Source organism: Enterobacter sp. GER_MD16_1505_Eko_090, assembly GCF_003331015.1.
Taxonomy (GTDB): Bacteria; Pseudomonadota; Gammaproteobacteria; order Enterobacterales; family Enterobacteriaceae; genus Enterobacter; species Enterobacter roggenkampii.
On sequence record NZ_PUQF01000013.1, the window covers coordinates 85,719 to 101,541 of the forward strand.

A 15,823-nucleotide genomic window follows, 5' to 3' on the forward strand; every position below is an offset into this window, starting at 1 on the left:
TCCGGTTCGGCGTTACGTTACCTCTACCCTATCAGAGTCTGAAGTCTTCCCCAAGATAGACGCGCTTAACATGATCGTCTTCGAGGATCTGCTGCGGCGTACCGTGGGCGATCAGATTGCCCTGGCTGACAATATAGGCGCGTTCACATACGGCCAGCGTTTCACGCACGTTGTGGTCGGTGATCAGTACGCCAAGCCCGCTGTCGCGCAGGTGCTCAATGATACGTTTAATGTCGATAACGGAGATGGGGTCAACGCCCGCAAACGGTTCATCCAGAAGGATAAATTTCGGGTTTGCGGCCAGCGCACGCGCAATCTCAACGCGACGGCGTTCGCCCCCGGAGAGTGCCTGACCGAGGCTGTCGCGCAAATGCTCAATGTGGAACTCTTCCATCAGCTCGTTAGCACGGTCCTGACGCTGTTCGTTGGTCAAGTCGTTACGAATTTGCAGGACCGCCATCAGGTTGTCGTAAACGCTGAGACGACGGAAAATGGAGGCTTCCTGCGGCAGATAGCCGATCCCGCGACGCGCGCGCGCGTGCAGCGGCAGAAGGCTGATGTCTTCATCGTCAATGATAATGTTGCCGGCATCGCGCGGCACAATACCCACCACCATGTAGAAGGTGGTCGTTTTACCCGCACCGTTCGGGCCAAGCAGCCCCACGATTTCGCCGGAGTTGACGGTCAGACTGACATCTTCTACGACACGGCGGCCCTTATAGGCCTTCGCGAGGTTTTTTGCAGTTAATGTTGCCATAACGAATTAGTTACTCTTCTTCTGTGCCGGGGCCTGGCCCTTGCCTTTGTCCTGCAGCTGCGACGGAACCAGTACGGTGGTCACGCGTTTGCCTTTCTCGCTGGAGGCCTGCATTTTTTGCTCTTTAACCAGATAGGTAATCTGGTCGCCGGTAATGTTGCTGTCCAGCTGTTCCAGATACGCATTCCCGGTCAGGATGACCAGATCCTTCGCCAGCTCATAGTGCATGTGCGTAGCGCGGCCTTTCACCGGCTTGCCGTTGTCCTGCATCTGGTAGAAGGTCGCCGGATTACCATAGCCATCGATAATCTCTTTGCCCTGCTCGCCACCCGGACGGGTTACGACCACTTTGTCGGCGTTGATTTTGATGGTGCCCTGGGTCATGACGACGTTACCCGTGAAGGTGACGACGTTACCCTGCATATCGAGAGACTGGGTGTCGGACTCAATATGGATCGGCTGGTCGGTATCGCCCGTTACAGCAAGCGCGGGGAGACTGGCCGCCAGCATCGCGCTGGCGATAATTACTTTAAGGCTGAGTTTGTTTGTTTTGAATTTCATAGGAGGTTCTAACCTTTTCAATCAGCTCGGCGTTCTTGCTGCGTAAGTTCCCGCGCATTCTTAAACCGCTGGAATTAAATGTTGTGCCATACAGTGTGACCAGATCCTGCGAGGTCACGTCCTGGGTTACCAGGTTGATCTGGGCATTATCCGTCGTAATTTTTCGCAGTTGCGAGTCAGCGGTCAGGGCGTTGACTTCAACGTGGCCATACAGATAAAGCATACGGTCATTTGTCAGTTTGGCCCGATCTGACTTAATTGACCACGTCGGCACTTTGTCTTTATCAAATGTGGTCATCACAGGTTGGGTAAACCATGAAACGCCATCATCGGAAAAATATTCAACATGCTGGGCAATCAGGCGATAGTTCAGCGCGCCTTCCGGGCTGTAGACCACGGTGTCGCTGTGATCGCTTTTATAGGTTGGATCGGTATTGTTGATCACTTCCGTTTGCGTATCGTCGCGATCGGCAAGGTTCACGCCAATCAATACCAGTGCGACAAGCGAAAGCAAAATGATAATCCAACGTCTGGTTTTACTCATATCGATTGCCCTTTGGCCTCATCAAGCTTGCCCTGCGCCAGCAGAAGCAGATCGCAGACTTCACGGACAGCGCCGCGGCCACCGTTGATGTGGGTAACGTAGTCGGCGCGCGGGATCAGCAGCGGATGCGCATCGGCAACGGCGATGCTCAGCCCAACTTCAGCCATCACCGGCCAGTCAATCAGGTCGTCCCCGACGTAGGCCACGTTTTCCGGTGCGATAGCCAGTTTACCCAGTAAATCATTGAACGCCGCCATCTTATCGGATTGACCCTGATACAGATGGGTAATACCTAAAGTTTCACAGCGGTCTTCTACCAGTTTAGCGTTTCGTCCGGTGATGATCGCCACCTCAATCCCCGAGGTGAGCGCACAGCGGATACCGTAGCCGTCGCGAACGTTAAACGCCTTCAGCTCTTCACCATTATTGCCCATGTAAATCAGGCCGTCGGAGAGAACCCCATCCACATCGAGGATGAGCAGACGAATGTTTTCCGCCTTTGCCATCATCTGCGTACTGACCGGACCATAACAGGTTGCAAGGGATGCACCCGCATTACTCATTGTCTTATCCTTCATTACACTACGCCTGCGCGCAGCAGATCATGCATATGTACCACACCCAGCAACTGGTCGCCATCGGCAACCATAACGGAGGTGATATGGCGGGACTGCATCAGGTTCAGCACATCCACGGCCAGCGTACCCGGACGCACGCGGATACCGCCCGGCGTCATCACGTCGGCAATGCCGAGCGTGCGGACATCGACACCCATATCGAACACGCGACGCAGGTCGCCATCGGTGAAGATCCCCTGAATTTTCATCAGATCGTCGCACACGACCGTCATCCCCAGATTCTTACGGGTGATTTCCAGCAGCGCATCACGCAGGGAGGCTTCTTTACTGACGTGAGGGATCTCATCCCCGGTGTGCATAATATCGTTTACCCGCAGCAGGAGCTTGCGCCCCAGCGCGCCGCCCGGGTGGGAAAGCGCGAAATCTTCCGGCGTAAAGCCACGGGCTTCAAGCAGCGCCACGGCAAGCGCATCGCCCATGACCAGTGCAGCGGTGGTGCTGGAGGTCGGCGCCAGACCGAGCGGACAGGCCTCCTTAGGAACCTTCACGCACAGGTGAATATCGGCTGCACGCGCCATGCTGCTTTCCGGACGGCTGGTCATGCAAATCAGCGGCACCTGCAGTCGCTTCAGAACCGGGATGAGCGCCAGGATTTCATTGGACTCACCGGAGTTGGAGAGCGCGATGACGATATCCTGCGGCGTGACCATACCCAGGTCCCCGTGCGCGGCCTCCCCCGGGTGGACAAAGAAAGAAGAGGTGCCGGTACTGGCAAAGGTTGCCGCCATTTTGCGTCCAATGTGGCCGGACTTGCCCATCCCCATCACCACGACTTTGCCGGCGCAGTAGAATATCTTCTCACATGCCAGACTAAAATCCTGATTAATGTACTGATCTAACTGCGCCAGACCTTCACGTTCAATCTCCAGAACGTCTTTGCCTGCTTTCTGAAAGTCAAAACCCGGCTGCAATTCTATTTGCGACATAATGCGTTTCCGTTTACCCAGAGAGAAGAGGCGAGAGCCAGTACAGCATCGCCATCCATACGATAAATCCACCCGTCAGCAGCGCGCCTGCGCCTTTGCCGATCTGTCGTTGCCGCCGCCAGCAGAGCAGGGCAAAAATTACGCTGACCAGCAACATCACGCCGTAATCACGTGAGAACGCCAGAGGATTAAAGGGCCCTGGCGAAATCAGGGCTGGCAGGCCCATCACAATGGCGATATTAAAAATGTTAGAGCCGATGATATTACCAATGGCAATGTCATCCTCACCTTTACGGGCCCCCGCAATGGCGGTGGCCAGCTCCGGCAGGCTGGTGCCGATGGCAATCACCGTCAGGCCAATGGTCAGCTCGCTGATGGCAAAATAGTTCGCCAGCACCGTCGCGTTATCCACGACCATGCGCGTTGCCATCGGCATGATGATCAGCGCGACGCCCAGCCAGAGCAGGGCAACAGGCAGCGTGCCTTCTCGTGGAAGCTCGGCGACCTGCTCGCGCGTGAGGCTATCCTGACCCTGCTTTTCAGCCTGACGGGCGATTTTAACACTATACAGCAGCCAAATAACGGCCAGCGCCAGCAGGAAAATGCCGTCGCTGTAGCTCAGTACGCCATCGTAAAATACGCACCCTGCCAGCAGGCTTACGAGTAACATTAGCGGCAATTCACGGCGCAGAACATCAGAATGCACGCGAAAAGGATGGAGCAGCGCGGCCAGGCCTAAAATCAATAAAATATTGACGATGTTAGAGCCAATGGCGGTGCCGACTGCCAGGTCTACCTGACCATGCAGCGAGGCAGAGACAGAGACGATGATTTCAGGAAGCGACGTTCCTACGCTGACCACGGTCATCCCGATGACAACAGGCGGTACGCCACTCAGGCGACACAGGATAGATGCAGCAAACACTAAACGGTCAGCACTGTAGACCACCAACAGTAAACCAATTATTAACAGTGCTGTTGCTAAAAGCATCAAAAGTCCTTTCTTCAGGTATACTCGTCGGTCCATTGCTCGGGAATGGCTGGACTGCATACAGTCTGAGGCGTAACGAATTCCTAATTTTGACTTTATGCGCCGGAAAAGTAAAACAAATGCCAGCTTTCGCTAACCTCTACGGTTATTATTCTGTAAAAATGCGGAGTTTAGGGCTGATTCAGGCTACATGCCTTAACGTGAGCAGGATAAGAAAGGAACCATAAATGAGCCAAACCATGGCGAATTTAGTCGATGTCCGCGGGGTGAGTTTTTCTCGCGCCAACAGATTGATATTTGATGATATTTCGTTGACCGTGCCGCGTGGCAAAATTACTGCCATCATGGGGCCGTCCGGGATCGGTAAAACGACCCTGCTCCGCCTTATCGGTGGGCAGATCCCACCGGATAGCGGTGAAATCCTCTTTGATGGCGAAAACATCCCGGAGATGTCGCGCTCGCGCCTGTATACTGTTCGCAAACGCATGAGCATGCTCTTTCAGTCGGGGGCTTTGTTCACCGACATGAACGTCTTTGATAACGTTGCCTATCCGCTGCGCGAGCATACCAGCCTGCCGCCTGCGCTGCTGAAAAGCACGGTGATGATGAAGCTAGAAGCCGTCGGGCTGCGGGGCGCCGCGAAGCTGATGCCTTCGGAGCTGTCCGGCGGGATGGCGCGTCGTGCCGCGCTGGCGCGAGCCATCGCATTAGAACCTGATTTAATCATGTTCGACGAACCGTTTGTCGGGCAGGATCCCATCACGATGGGCGTGCTGGTGAAGCTCATCTCTGAGCTGAACAGCGCGCTTGGCGTCACCTGCATTGTGGTGTCTCACGATGTACCTGAAGTGTTGAGCATTGCCGATTACGCCTACATCGTAGCGGACAAAAAGATCGTCGCACACGGTAGCGCCCAGGCGCTGCAGGAAAATTGCGATCCGCGCGTGCGGCAGTTCCTCGACGGTATTGCCGATGGCCCTGTGCCGTTCCGCTATCCGGCGGGCGACTATCGTGACGATTTACTGGGAATAGGGAGTTAAGCCACTCATGCTGTTAAATGCGTTGGCCGCTCTCGGACACCGTGGCATAAAAACCATCAGGACGTTCGGGCGTGCCGGATTGATGTTATTCAACGCGCTGGTCGGCAAGCCGGAATTCCGTAAGCACGCGCCGCTATTGGTGCGTCAGCTTTATAACGTCGGCGTGCTGTCGATGCTCATCATCATTGTCTCCGGTCTGTTTATCGGTATGGTGCTGGGTCTGCAGGGCTACCTGGTGCTGACAACCTACAGTGCGGAAACCAGCCTCGGGATGCTGGTGGCGCTCTCGCTGCTGCGTGAACTGGGGCCCGTTGTGGCGGCGCTGCTGTTCGCCGGGCGCGCGGGGTCGGCCTTAACGGCTGAAATTGGCCTGATGCGCGCGACCGAGCAGCTCTCCAGCATGGAGATGATGGCGGTCGATCCGCTGCGTCGCGTGATCTCGCCGCGTTTCTGGGCCGGGGTCATCTCTTTACCGCTGCTGACGATTCTGTTTGTCGCCGTGGGGATCTGGGGCGGTTCGCTGGTCGGCGTGCACTGGAAAGGCATTGATGCCGGTTTCTTCTGGTCTGCCATGCAGGACGCCATTGATCTGCGAATGGATCTGATTAACTGCCTGATTAAGAGCGTGGTATTTGCCATTACGGTCACCTGGATTGCATTGTTCAATGGTTACGATGCCATCCCGACGTCGGCGGGCATTAGCCGCGCAACTACACGTACAGTCGTTCATTCGTCGCTGGCCGTACTGGGTCTGGATTTTGTGCTCACCGCACTGATGTTTGGGAATTGAGTTCATGCAAACGAGAAAAAATGAAATTTGGGTCGGTGTATTCCTGCTGCTGGCGCTGCTGGCCGCGCTGTTTATCTGCCTGAGAGCGGCGGATATCACGTCTGTGCGCACCGAGCCGACGTATCGCATCTATGCCACCTTCGATAACATCGGCGGGCTGAAGGCGCGTTCACCGGTCCGTATTGGCGGCGTGGTGATCGGACGCGTATCTGACATTACGCTGGATGAGAAGACCTATCTGCCACGTGTCGCGATGGATATCGAAGAGCGTTACAACCACATTCCGGACACCAGCTCCCTTTCTATCCGGACTTCCGGTCTGCTGGGCGAACAATATCTGGCGCTTAACGTCGGTTTTGAAGACCCCGAGCTGGGAACGACTATCCTTAAGGACGGGAGCGTGATCCAGGACACCAAGTCCGCCATGGTGCTGGAAGATATGATTGGTCAGTTCCTTTACAACAGTAAAGGGGATGATAAAAAGTCTGACAATGCCCCTGCGCAGAGTGAAGACCATACCAATGCTGCGCCGACCCCAGGTGCTGCGAATTAATATCAGGAGAAGTCATTCATGTTTAAACGACTGTTAATGGTTGCCATGCTGGTTATTGCCCCTCTCACCGCGGTGCACGCGGCGGATCAGAGTAACCCGTACAAACTGATGGACGAAGCCGCGAAGAAAACCTTCGATCGTCTTAAAAACGAGCAGCCTAAGATTCGTGCTAATCCTGATTACCTGCGTGACGTGGTTGACCAGGAGCTGCTGCCGTACGTGCAGATCAAATATGCGGGAGCCCTGGTGCTGGGCCGCTATTACAAAGACGCAACCCCGGCGCAGCGTGATGCCTATTTTGCCGCTTTCCGTGAATACCTGAAGCAGGCGTATGGTCAGGCGCTGGCGATGTACCACGGTCAGACCTATCAGATCGCCCCGGAGCAGCCGCTGGGTGATGCGACCATCGTCCCTATTCGCGTAACGATCAACGATCCTAATGGTCGTCCGCCGGTGCGTCTGGATTTCCAGTGGCGTAAAAACAGCCAGACCGGCCACTGGCAGGCGTATGACATGATCGCCGAAGGCGTAAGCATGATCACCACCAAACAGAACGAGTGGAGCGACCTGCTGCGCACCAAGGGGATTGATGGCCTGACCGCGCAGCTGCAGTCCATCGCTCGTCAGAAAATTAGTCTGGACGAGAAGAAGTAATGTCACAGCAACTCAGCTGGTCGCGTGAAGGCGAGACATTAAAGCTGTCCGGTGAGCTGGATCAGGATCTGCTGAACCCGTTATGGGATAAACGCCATGAGGCCATGCAGGGCGTGACGGTTATTGACTTAACCGACGTCACGCGGGTAGATACGGCAGGCGTTGCACTGCTTGCCCATCTGGTTGCGGTAGGGAAAAAGCAGGGGGCGAGCGTCACGCTTCGCGGCGCGAGCGAGAATGTCGTGACTCTGGCGCAGCTCTACAATCTCCCTCAGGACGTACTGCCTCGTTAATATTTTCAGTGCGTTACTTCCGAAAGCCCTGACAGTTTCATCGTCGGGGCTTTTTGCTTGTTTAAGACGACGCCACTTTGCTCTAAGATGTTGGGCTTGTTTTCACTATCAGATGATTAAGAGCCCATGGAAAATCATGAAATCCAGACAGTGCTGATGAATGCACTCTCCCTTCAGGAAGCCCACGTCACAGGCGATGGCAGTCACTTCCAGGTTATTGCTGTGGGTGAGATGTTCGACGGTATGAGCCGTGTGAAGAAACAGCAGGCTGTGTACGCGCCGCTGATGGAATATATTGCGGATAACCGCATCCACGCCCTGTCGATTAAAGCGTTCACCCCGCAAGAGTGGGCACGCGATCGCAAACTAAACGGTTTTTGAGCTGAGGGCGACAGGCCCGCAGCACGGTTGAATTTATAAGAGAGCACACCATGGATAAATTTCGTGTACAGGGGCCAACGCGTCTCCAGGGCGAAGTCACAATTTCTGGCGCGAAAAACGCCGCGCTGCCCATCCTCTTTGCTGCGCTGCTTGCGGAAGAGCCAGTAGAGATTCAGAACGTACCGAAGCTGAAAGATATCGACACCACCATGAAGCTGCTCACCCAGTTGGGCACGAAAGTCGAGCGTAACGGTTCCGTCTGGATCGACGCCAGCAAGGTGAATAACTTCTCTGCCCCTTACGATCTGGTGAAAACCATGCGTGCTTCCATCTGGGCGCTTGGCCCGCTGGTGGCGCGTTTCGGTCAGGGTCAGGTCTCGCTGCCGGGTGGTTGCGCTATCGGTGCGCGTCCGGTTGACCTGCACATCTTTGGCCTGGAAAAACTGGGCGCAGAGATCAAGCTGGAAGAAGGCTACGTGAAAGCGTCCGTCAATGGTCGTCTGAAAGGCGCGCACATTGTTATGGACAAAGTGAGCGTGGGCGCAACGGTGACCATTATGTCTGCGGCAACGCTGGCAGAAGGGACCACGATCATCGAAAACGCCGCGCGTGAACCGGAGATTGTGGATACTGCCAACTTCCTCGTGGCGCTGGGTGCGAAGATCTCTGGTCAGGGTACCGACCGCATCACCATCGAAGGCGTTGAGCGTCTGGGCGGGGGTGTCTATCGCGTACTGCCGGACCGTATCGAAACCGGTACCTTCCTGATCGCTGCTGCGATCTCTGGCGGGAAAATTGTTTGTCGCAACGCGCAGCCAGATACCCTGGATGCAGTGCTGGCGAAACTGCGCGATGCGGGTGCGGATATCGAAATCGGTGAAGACTGGATCAGCCTTGATATGCATGGACAGCGTCCAAAAGCGGTCAATGTGCGTACGGCACCGCATCCGGCGTTCCCAACTGACATGCAGGCACAGTTCACCTTGTTGAACCTGGTCGCCGAAGGGACCGGCTTTATCACGGAAACCATTTTCGAGAACCGCTTTATGCACGTACCGGAGCTGATCCGTATGGGGGCACGTGCCGAGATCGAAAGTAATACCGTGATTTGCCACGGCGTTGAGAAACTGTCCGGTGCTCAGGTGATGGCAACCGATCTGCGTGCGTCTGCCAGCCTGGTGTTGGCGGGTTGTATCGCGGAAGGCACAACGATCGTGGATCGTATTTATCACATCGATCGTGGCTATGAGCGTATCGAAGATAAACTGCGCGCGCTGGGTGCCAATATCGAGCGTGTGAAGGGCGAGTAATCGTTCCGGCAGCCCCCTGCCAGAAATGACCGGGGGGTTGCTGTTCCTGTCAAAAAAACCTTATTCCTGCGATTCTTTTTTTACTTTTCTCTGGCGAATCATGCGCGATCTGTCGATAAATTCATGGGTGACAGGATCGTGGTAGCGCGAAGGCCAAATCACCCACGGATGCGTGTCCAGCGCCGTTGCGATAATTAATTCTCCTTTTGGCCAGGGGCGGGTGAGGGCGTTTGCCAGAGTTGAAGAACTCAGTCCATGGCGGCGGGACTCTGCTGCCAGTGAAGTGCCTTTTTTGCGCAGTGCGGCAATAATATCAGCCGTGTGCCAGTCGATAAATTTCGTATCCATAACGCCGTCCTTAAGTTCGGATTCACCTACGCCGTTTCTTCTGAAACGACGGGTTTACTATACCCATTTCGAACTCTTGTTCTAAAAAGTTCGCGTTACTTGAAGGAATATTCAGAATAAGACATGGCTTTATTCATGCGGTCTCTAAACCGATGAATTTACATGAACGCGGAATTTACTGGTGTGTACTGGAATCTCCCCGCCAGGTTCGCAGGGAGAAAAAGGGAGATTAACGGTCGCGCTGAACGGCGATGTGGGCAAGGCCAATCAGTGCCTCGCGCCATGGGCTGTCTGGAATGACCTGAAGGGCCTCGATGGCCTTGTCGGCTTCTTCTTCTGCACGCTGACGCGTCCATTCCAGCGATCCGCAGATTGCCATGGTTTCCAGTACAGGTTCCAGAAGATGGCGGCCATTTCCCTGCTCAATCGCTTCACGGATCATCTTCGCCTGGTCGGCCGTTCCGTTACGCATGGCGTGGAGCAGCGGCAGGGTCGGTTTGCCTTCGTTCAGGTCATCGCCAACGTTTTTGCCGAGCGTCTCGCCGTCCGCACTGTAGTCCAGCAGATCGTCAATCAGCTGGAAGGCTGTGCCCAGATAGCGGCCATAGTCCTGCAGGCCTTTTTCCTGCGCTTCGGTACAGCCCGCCAAAATGCCGGAACACTGGGCCGCCGCTTCAAACAGGCGCGCGGTTTTGCTGTAGATGACGCGCATGTAGTTTTCTTCAGTAATGTCCGGGTCGTTGACGTTCATCAGCTGCAGCACTTCGCCTTCAGCGATGACGTTAACGGCTTCGGACATCACTTCCAGCACTTTCAGGGAACCCAGGCTGGTCATCATCTGGAAGGCGCGGGTATAGATGAAATCCCCCACCAGGACGCTGGCTGCGTTCCCGAACGCGGCGTTAGCCGTGGCTTTGCCACGACGCATATCCGATTCATCCACCACATCGTCGTGCAGAAGCGTCGCCGTGTGGATAAATTCGATGAGCGCGGCGATAGTGATGTGGGCATTTCCCTGATAGCCAACGGCTCTGGCAGCCAGAATAGCAATCATCGGACGAATGCGTTTACCGCCGCCGCTGACAATGTAATAGCCCAACTGATTGATCAGCTGAACGTCAGAGTTGAGTTGCTCCAGGATTGCTGCATTCACACCCGCCATATCTTGCGCGGTTAACTCGTTGATTTTTTCTAAATTCATCGCAAAAGCCGGGCTTTTTATCCTGTTGATCCCATCTTCAATGGGGTAACGAAGGGTTTCGGTTTATCAATAGTAGTGCTGATTGTACTGAAAAAACGGCTCAGATAAACGTTACCGTACGTGTTGTGTTTTTTTTCTTCATGTATTGACGGTAGCACTTGTCAAAGGCTCGCGTTTTGCGTAATATTCGCGCCCTATTGTGAATATTTATAGCGCACTCTGATTCATACGAGGACGTGCGCGGAAGCGGAGTTTATATGTACGCGGTTTTCCAAAGTGGTGGTAAACAACACCGAGTAAGCGAAGGTCAGACCGTTCGCCTGGAAAAGCTGGACATCGCAACTGGCGAATCTGTTGAGTTCGCAGAAGTTCTGATGATCGCAAACGGTGAAGAAGTCAAAATCGGCGTTCCTTTCGTTGATGGCGGCGTTATCAAAGCTGAAGTTGTTGCACACGGTCGTGGCGAGAAAGTTAAAATCGTTAAGTTTCGTCGTCGTAAGCACTACCGTAAGCAGCAGGGCCACCGTCAGTGGTTCACTGATGTGAAAATTACTGGCATCAGCGCCTAAGACCTGAGGAGAGATTTAAATGGCACATAAAAAGGCTGGCGGCTCCACACGTAACGGTCGCGATTCAGAAGCTAAACGCCTGGGCGTTAAGCGTTTCGGTGGCGAATCCGTTCTGGCGGGTAGCATCATCGTTCGTCAACGTGGTACCAAATTCCACGCTGGCAACAACGTAGGTTGCGGTCGTGACCACACTCTGTTTGCTAAAGCAGACGGTAAAGTGAAATTTGAAGTTAAAGGCCCGAACAACCGTAAATACATCAGCATCGTTGCTGAGTAAGGTTTTCTCGGTCCGGTAACGGATTAAAGCCCCGCACCCTGTTGCGGGGCTTTTTACATTGGAAACCCGGTAATTTTTTCTGTAGGGAAAACGGGCATGAAGCAGCAGGCCGGCATAGGAATTCTTTTGGCGCTCACAACCGCAATGTGCTGGGGTGCGCTGCCAATTGCAATGAAGCAGGTACTGGAAGTGATGGAGCCGCCTACGGTGGTCTTTTATCGCTTTCTGATGGCAAGCATCGGCCTCGTGGCGATTCTGGCCATCAAAGGTAAGCTTCCACCCTTGCGGCTCTTCCGTAAACCGCGCTGGCTGGTGTTGCTGGCTATCGCAACGGGCGGTCTGTTCGGTAACTTCATCCTGTTCAGCTCTTCCCTGCAATATCTCAGCCCCACGGCGTCGCAGGTGATTGGTCAGCTTTCGCCGGTGGGCATGATGGTCGCCAGCGTCTTTATCCTCAAGGAGAAGATGCGCGGTACGCAGATTATCGGGGCGAGCATGCTGTTGTGCGGTCTGGTGATGTTCTTCAACACCAGTCTGATCGAGATTTTTACCCGCCTGACGGATTACACCTGGGGTGTCATTTTCGGTGTGGGGGCAGCAACGGTCTGGGTGAGCTATGGCGTCGCGCAAAAGGTGTTATTGCGTCGGCTTGCCTCACAGCAGATCCTCTTTTTGCTGTACACTTTGTGTACAATAGCATTGCTGCCATTAGCGAAGCCGGGCGTGATTACCCAGCTTAGCGACTGGCAACTGGCGTGCCTCATTTTTTGTGGGCTGAACACGCTGGTCGGTTATGGCGCGCTGGCCGAAGCGATGGCGCGCTGGCAGGCAGCACAGGTGAGCGCGTTGATCACGCTTACCCCGCTGTTTACGCTGTTATTTTCAGATTTGTTATCAATGGCCTGGCCCGATGTCTTCGTCAGACCGATGCTCAACCTGTTGGGTTATCTCGGTGCGTTTGTCGTGGTTGCGGGCGCGATGTATTCCGCCATTGGTCATCGTCTTTGGGGACGTTGGCGCAAAAATGAAGCGGTTGTAGTAGTCCCCCGCTCAGGCGAATGAGTTACGGAGAGTAAAATGAAGTTTGTTGATGAAGCGACGATCCTGGTCGTGGCTGGTGATGGCGGCAACGGTTGCGTGAGCTTCCGTCGTGAAAAGTATATCCCTCGTGGCGGTCCTGATGGCGGCGACGGTGGGGATGGTGGTGACGTGTGGCTGGAGGCGGATGAGAACCTCAACACGCTGATCGACTACCGTTTCGAAAAATCCTTCCGCGCCGAACGTGGCCAGAATGGCCAGAGCCGTGACTGTACCGGGAAACGCGGTAAAGACGTCACCATTAAAGTTCCGGTCGGTACGCGTGTGATTGACCAGGGGACGGGTGAAACCATGGGCGACATGACCAAACACGGTCAGCGCCTGATGGTGGCGAAAGGCGGCTGGCACGGTCTGGGTAACAGCCGTTTCAAATCTTCCGTTAACCGTACGCCGCGTCAGAAAACGATGGGTACGCCGGGCGATAAGCGCGACCTGCAGCTGGAACTGATGCTTCTGGCTGACGTGGGTATGCTGGGTATGCCAAACGCAGGTAAATCGACGTTTATTCGCGCGGTTTCTGCGGCGAAGCCAAAAGTGGCTGACTATCCGTTTACCACGCTGGTACCAAGCCTGGGCGTTGTCCGTATGGATAACGAGAAGAGCTTCGTGGTCGCCGATATTCCGGGCCTGATTGAAGGCGCCGCGGAAGGGGCGGGTCTGGGCATTCGCTTCCTGAAACACCTTGAGCGCTGCCGCGTGCTGCTGCACCTCATTGATATCGATCCTATCGACGGTTCCGATCCGGTTGAAAACGCCCGCATCATCGTTGGCGAGCTGGAGAAATACAGCGAGAAACTGGCGAACAAACCACGCTGGCTGGTCTTCAACAAGATCGACCTGATGGACAAAGCCGAAGCGGAAGCAAAAGCGAAAGCCATTGCTGAAGCGATGGGTTGGGAAGATAAATACTACCTGATCTCTGCGGCAAGCCAGGTTGGCGTGAAAGATCTGTGCTGGGATGTGATGACCTTCATCATTGAGAACCCAATTGTTCAGGCGGAAGAAGTCAAACAGCCTGAAAAAGTCGAATTCATGTGGGATGACTACCACCGCCAGCAGCTCGAAGAGCTGGAAGCGGAAGAAGACGATGAAGACTGGGATGATGACTGGGATGAAGACGACGAAGAAGGCGTCGAGTTCATCTACAAGCACTAATCGCTGTTCAAAGCCCCCGTTATGGGGGCTTTTTTTATTCCAGCGTTGCGGGCAGCCAGCAGCTGGCGATTAAGCCACCTTCAGCGCCATTCTCAAGCGTTAGCCTGCCGTGGTGGAGCTGGAGGATGCGCTGCACGATGCTCAGGCCCAGACCACTGCCTCCGTAGCGCTGGTCAAGACGGCGGAATGGCTCGGTAATTGACTGTCGGTGCGCTTCATCAATTCCGGGACCCTGATCGATAACGCTAATCTGCGTCCCGCCGTCGACCTCGGTTAATGTCACTGTAATCGTTGTCCCTGCCGGGCTGTAGCGCCCGGCATTCTCCAGCAGGTTGCGCAGCATGAGGCGCAGGAGAACGGCGTCTCCCTGAACCGTGAGCGCGCTTTTAGCGGGCCAAATCACCGTATGCTCTTTGGCTTCATGCCCCAGGCCGAGAGGTTCAATGATATTTTCCGTCCAGTTCACGGTTTCGTAGTGTCCGCTCGCCATGGCCTGTCCGGCCCGGGCCAGCATCAGCAGCTGTTCGACGGTATGCATGAGCTGATCGATACGGCTAATCAGCGTGGCGGCCTGTGGTGCACCTGACTGCGACATCAGCTCCAGATGGAGCCGGATGCCAGCAAGAGGCGTTCTCAGCTCGTGAGCGGCGTCTGCGGTGAAGAGACGTTCCTGCTTAATGGTGCTATCCAGCCGGGCCAGCAGCTGGTTCAGAGAGGTCGTCACCGCGCCAATTTCTTCCATGTCGGAAAACATGGGAAGCGGTGTTAAGTTATCGGCTGAACGGTTAGCGAGGCTGGCGCGGAGTTTATTCAGCGGCCGGGTTATCCAGGTGACCGCCCAGAAAGAGAAGAGTAGGGTAAAGCCAACCATCACCAGGGAAGGGACCAGCAGCGAGGCAATCGCTTCGCGTATCTCTTTCTCAACGTGATTATTGCGCGCTTTCGCTGACAGCGTTTCGTTGACCAGAAAACCAATCTGTTCACGGCTTTCATGCCATAGCCAGATGACGCTTATCAGCTGGAAAAACAGGAGAATGACCGCCAGCAGTACCATCAGACGCCGACGCATGCTGTTCATTTCTGGCTCTCCAGACGATAGCCGACGCCGCGAACGGTTTTGATCCTGTCTTTACCGAGCTTACGCCGCAGATTATGGATGTGGACCTCAAGGGTATTTGACCCGGGATCGTCCTGCCAGGAGTAGATATCCTGCTGGAGCGTTTCTCTGTGTACCGTTTGCCCGCTGCGCATGATCAGACGCGTAAGCAAGGCGAACTCTTTTGGCGTGACCTCTACGGCCTGATCCTGTTGCAGCACCTGCTGGGTTTGCAAATTCAGCGTAATGTCGCCGTCGGTCAGTAAGTTATCACTATGGCCCTGATAACGGCGAATCAACGCTCGCACCCGTGCCTGCAGCTCCGCGAGCGCGAAAGGCTTCACCAGATAATCATCTGCGCCTGCATCGAGGCCGGTGATACGATCTTCAATGGCATCACGTGCCGTCAGGATCAGGACGGGATTGTTGATGCCGCGACGTCGCCACTGGCTGAGCAGCGTGGCGCCGTCTTTATCCGGCAAGCCCAAATCGAGGATCACCAGGCTGTATTCGCCGCTCTGGATCAGGGCATCCGCCTCTGCTGCGGTGCCTGCACAGTCGAGAGCATACCCTTCATTGGCCAGCCCCAGCGCCAGCCCTTCCTGCAATAACAGATCGTCTTCAACTATAAGTAGTTTCAT

21 protein-coding genes are annotated in these 15,823 nt (G+C 55.0%); 11 read left to right on the forward strand and 10 right to left on the reverse strand.

The window, feature by feature from the left end:
- Positions 1-31: 31 nt before the first annotated feature.
- Genes lptB through C6A40_RS15810 form a run of 6 tightly spaced genes read right to left on the reverse strand, consistent with a single transcriptional unit; the run spans position 32 to position 4,417 of the window.
- Positions 32-757: an LPS export ABC transporter ATP-binding protein gene (gene lptB / locus C6A40_RS15785; RefSeq protein ID WP_008501446.1), complete on the reverse strand. Its 726-nt coding sequence runs from the start codon at positions 755-757 to the stop codon at positions 32-34.
- 6 nt (positions 758-763) lie between these two features.
- Entirely contained in the window at positions 764-1,318 is a 555-nt protein-coding gene (gene lptA / locus C6A40_RS15790) for a lipopolysaccharide ABC transporter substrate-binding protein LptA (protein ID WP_008501447.1), read from the reverse strand.
- Positions 1,287-1,862 carry an LPS export ABC transporter periplasmic protein LptC gene (gene lptC, locus C6A40_RS15795; RefSeq protein WP_021242266.1) on the reverse strand — a complete coding sequence of 192 codons (576 nt, stop codon included), beginning with the start codon at positions 1,860-1,862 and terminating at the stop codon, positions 1,287-1,289. Before lptC ends, lptA begins: the two co-directional genes overlap by 32 nt.
- Entirely contained in the window at positions 1,859-2,425 is a 567-nt protein-coding gene (kdsC, locus tag C6A40_RS15800; protein ID WP_008501449.1) for a 3-deoxy-manno-octulosonate-8-phosphatase KdsC, read from the reverse strand. The genes lptC and kdsC overlap by 4 nt, the downstream gene beginning before the upstream one ends.
- Positions 2,426-2,439: 14 nt before the next feature.
- Positions 2,440-3,426 (reverse strand): arabinose-5-phosphate isomerase KdsD, encoded by a 987-nt coding sequence (kdsD, locus tag C6A40_RS15805; protein ID WP_008501450.1) that lies wholly within the window; start codon positions 3,424-3,426, stop codon positions 2,440-2,442.
- Between the two features lie 13 nt (positions 3,427-3,439).
- Entirely contained in the window at positions 3,440-4,417 is a 978-nt protein-coding gene (locus C6A40_RS15810) for a calcium/sodium antiporter (protein ID WP_045334591.1), read from the reverse strand.
- 227 nt (positions 4,418-4,644) lie between these two features.
- Here C6A40_RS15810 and mlaF point away from each other — a divergent pair, with 227 nt between their 5' ends.
- From mlaF to murA, 7 genes are all read left to right on the forward strand, one after another.
- Positions 4,645-5,457 carry a phospholipid ABC transporter ATP-binding protein MlaF gene (gene mlaF, locus C6A40_RS15815; protein ID WP_008501452.1) on the forward strand — a complete coding sequence of 271 codons (813 nt, stop codon included), beginning with the start codon at positions 4,645-4,647 and terminating at the stop codon, positions 5,455-5,457.
- Positions 5,458-5,464: 7 nt separating this feature from the next.
- Complete coding sequence (gene mlaE / locus C6A40_RS15820; RefSeq protein WP_008501454.1) at positions 5,465-6,247, forward strand: lipid asymmetry maintenance ABC transporter permease subunit MlaE; 783 nt, start codon at positions 5,465-5,467, stop codon at positions 6,245-6,247.
- A 4-nt stretch (positions 6,248-6,251) separates the two neighbouring features.
- Entirely contained in the window at positions 6,252-6,800 is a 549-nt protein-coding gene (gene mlaD, locus C6A40_RS15825) for an outer membrane lipid asymmetry maintenance protein MlaD (RefSeq protein ID WP_008501455.1), read from the forward strand.
- Positions 6,801-6,818: 18 nt separating this feature from the next.
- Positions 6,819-7,454, forward strand: a complete 636-nt coding sequence (mlaC, locus tag C6A40_RS15830) for a phospholipid-binding protein MlaC (RefSeq protein ID WP_008501456.1) — start codon at positions 6,819-6,821, stop codon at positions 7,452-7,454.
- Entirely contained in the window at positions 7,454-7,747 is a 294-nt protein-coding gene (gene mlaB / locus C6A40_RS15835) for a lipid asymmetry maintenance protein MlaB (RefSeq protein ID WP_021242262.1), read from the forward strand. The genes mlaC and mlaB overlap by 1 nt, the downstream gene beginning before the upstream one ends.
- Before the next feature lie 126 nt (positions 7,748-7,873).
- On the forward strand, positions 7,874-8,128 hold the full coding sequence (ibaG, locus tag C6A40_RS15840) for a BolA family iron metabolism protein IbaG (protein WP_008501458.1): 255 nt from the start codon (positions 7,874-7,876) through the stop codon (positions 8,126-8,128).
- A gap of 50 nt (positions 8,129-8,178) precedes the next feature.
- Positions 8,179-9,438 carry a UDP-N-acetylglucosamine 1-carboxyvinyltransferase gene (gene murA, locus C6A40_RS15845; protein ID WP_008501459.1) on the forward strand — a complete coding sequence of 420 codons (1,260 nt, stop codon included), beginning with the start codon at positions 8,179-8,181 and terminating at the stop codon, positions 9,436-9,438.
- A 60-nt stretch (positions 9,439-9,498) separates the two neighbouring features.
- On the opposite strand, the gene sfsB is transcribed toward murA, so the two are convergent.
- A complete protein-coding gene (sfsB, locus tag C6A40_RS15850) occupies positions 9,499-9,786 on the reverse strand; it encodes a DNA-binding transcriptional regulator SfsB (RefSeq protein WP_008501460.1) in 288 nt (95 codons plus the stop codon).
- 229 nt (positions 9,787-10,015) lie between these two features.
- Positions 10,016-10,987, reverse strand: a complete 972-nt coding sequence (gene ispB, locus C6A40_RS15855; RefSeq protein WP_008501461.1) for an octaprenyl diphosphate synthase — start codon at positions 10,985-10,987, stop codon at positions 10,016-10,018.
- A gap of 257 nt (positions 10,988-11,244) precedes the next feature.
- Between ispB and rplU the strand changes: the two genes are divergently transcribed.
- The 4 genes from rplU (at position 11,245) to cgtA (ending at position 14,086) form a co-directional block, all read left to right on the forward strand.
- Positions 11,245-11,556, forward strand: coding sequence for a 50S ribosomal protein L21 (gene rplU, locus C6A40_RS15860; RefSeq protein ID WP_003025032.1), 312 nt, complete (start codon positions 11,245-11,247; stop codon positions 11,554-11,556).
- Positions 11,557-11,575: 19 nt separating this feature from the next.
- Positions 11,576-11,833 (forward strand): 50S ribosomal protein L27, encoded by a 258-nt coding sequence (rpmA, locus tag C6A40_RS15865; RefSeq protein WP_004385076.1) that lies wholly within the window; start codon positions 11,576-11,578, stop codon positions 11,831-11,833.
- A gap of 96 nt (positions 11,834-11,929) precedes the next feature.
- The gene (locus tag C6A40_RS15870; protein WP_045334589.1) at positions 11,930-12,895 is read left to right on the forward strand and encodes a DMT family transporter; all 966 of its coding nucleotides are present in this window, start codon (positions 11,930-11,932) and stop codon (positions 12,893-12,895) included.
- Between the two features lie 15 nt (positions 12,896-12,910).
- A complete protein-coding gene (gene cgtA / locus C6A40_RS15875) occupies positions 12,911-14,086 on the forward strand; it encodes an Obg family GTPase CgtA (RefSeq protein ID WP_021242261.1) in 1,176 nt (391 codons plus the stop codon).
- A gap of 34 nt (positions 14,087-14,120) precedes the next feature.
- Here the strand turns inward: cgtA and pmrB are convergent, their stop codons facing one another.
- Together pmrB and pmrA are read right to left on the reverse strand one after the other, a co-directional pair.
- A complete protein-coding gene (pmrB, locus tag C6A40_RS15880; protein WP_023326166.1) occupies positions 14,121-15,164 on the reverse strand; it encodes a two-component system sensor histidine kinase PmrB in 1,044 nt (347 codons plus the stop codon).
- A complete protein-coding gene (gene pmrA / locus C6A40_RS15885; protein ID WP_008501465.1) occupies positions 15,161-15,823 on the reverse strand; it encodes a two-component system response regulator PmrA in 663 nt (220 codons plus the stop codon). Before pmrA ends, pmrB begins: the two co-directional genes overlap by 4 nt.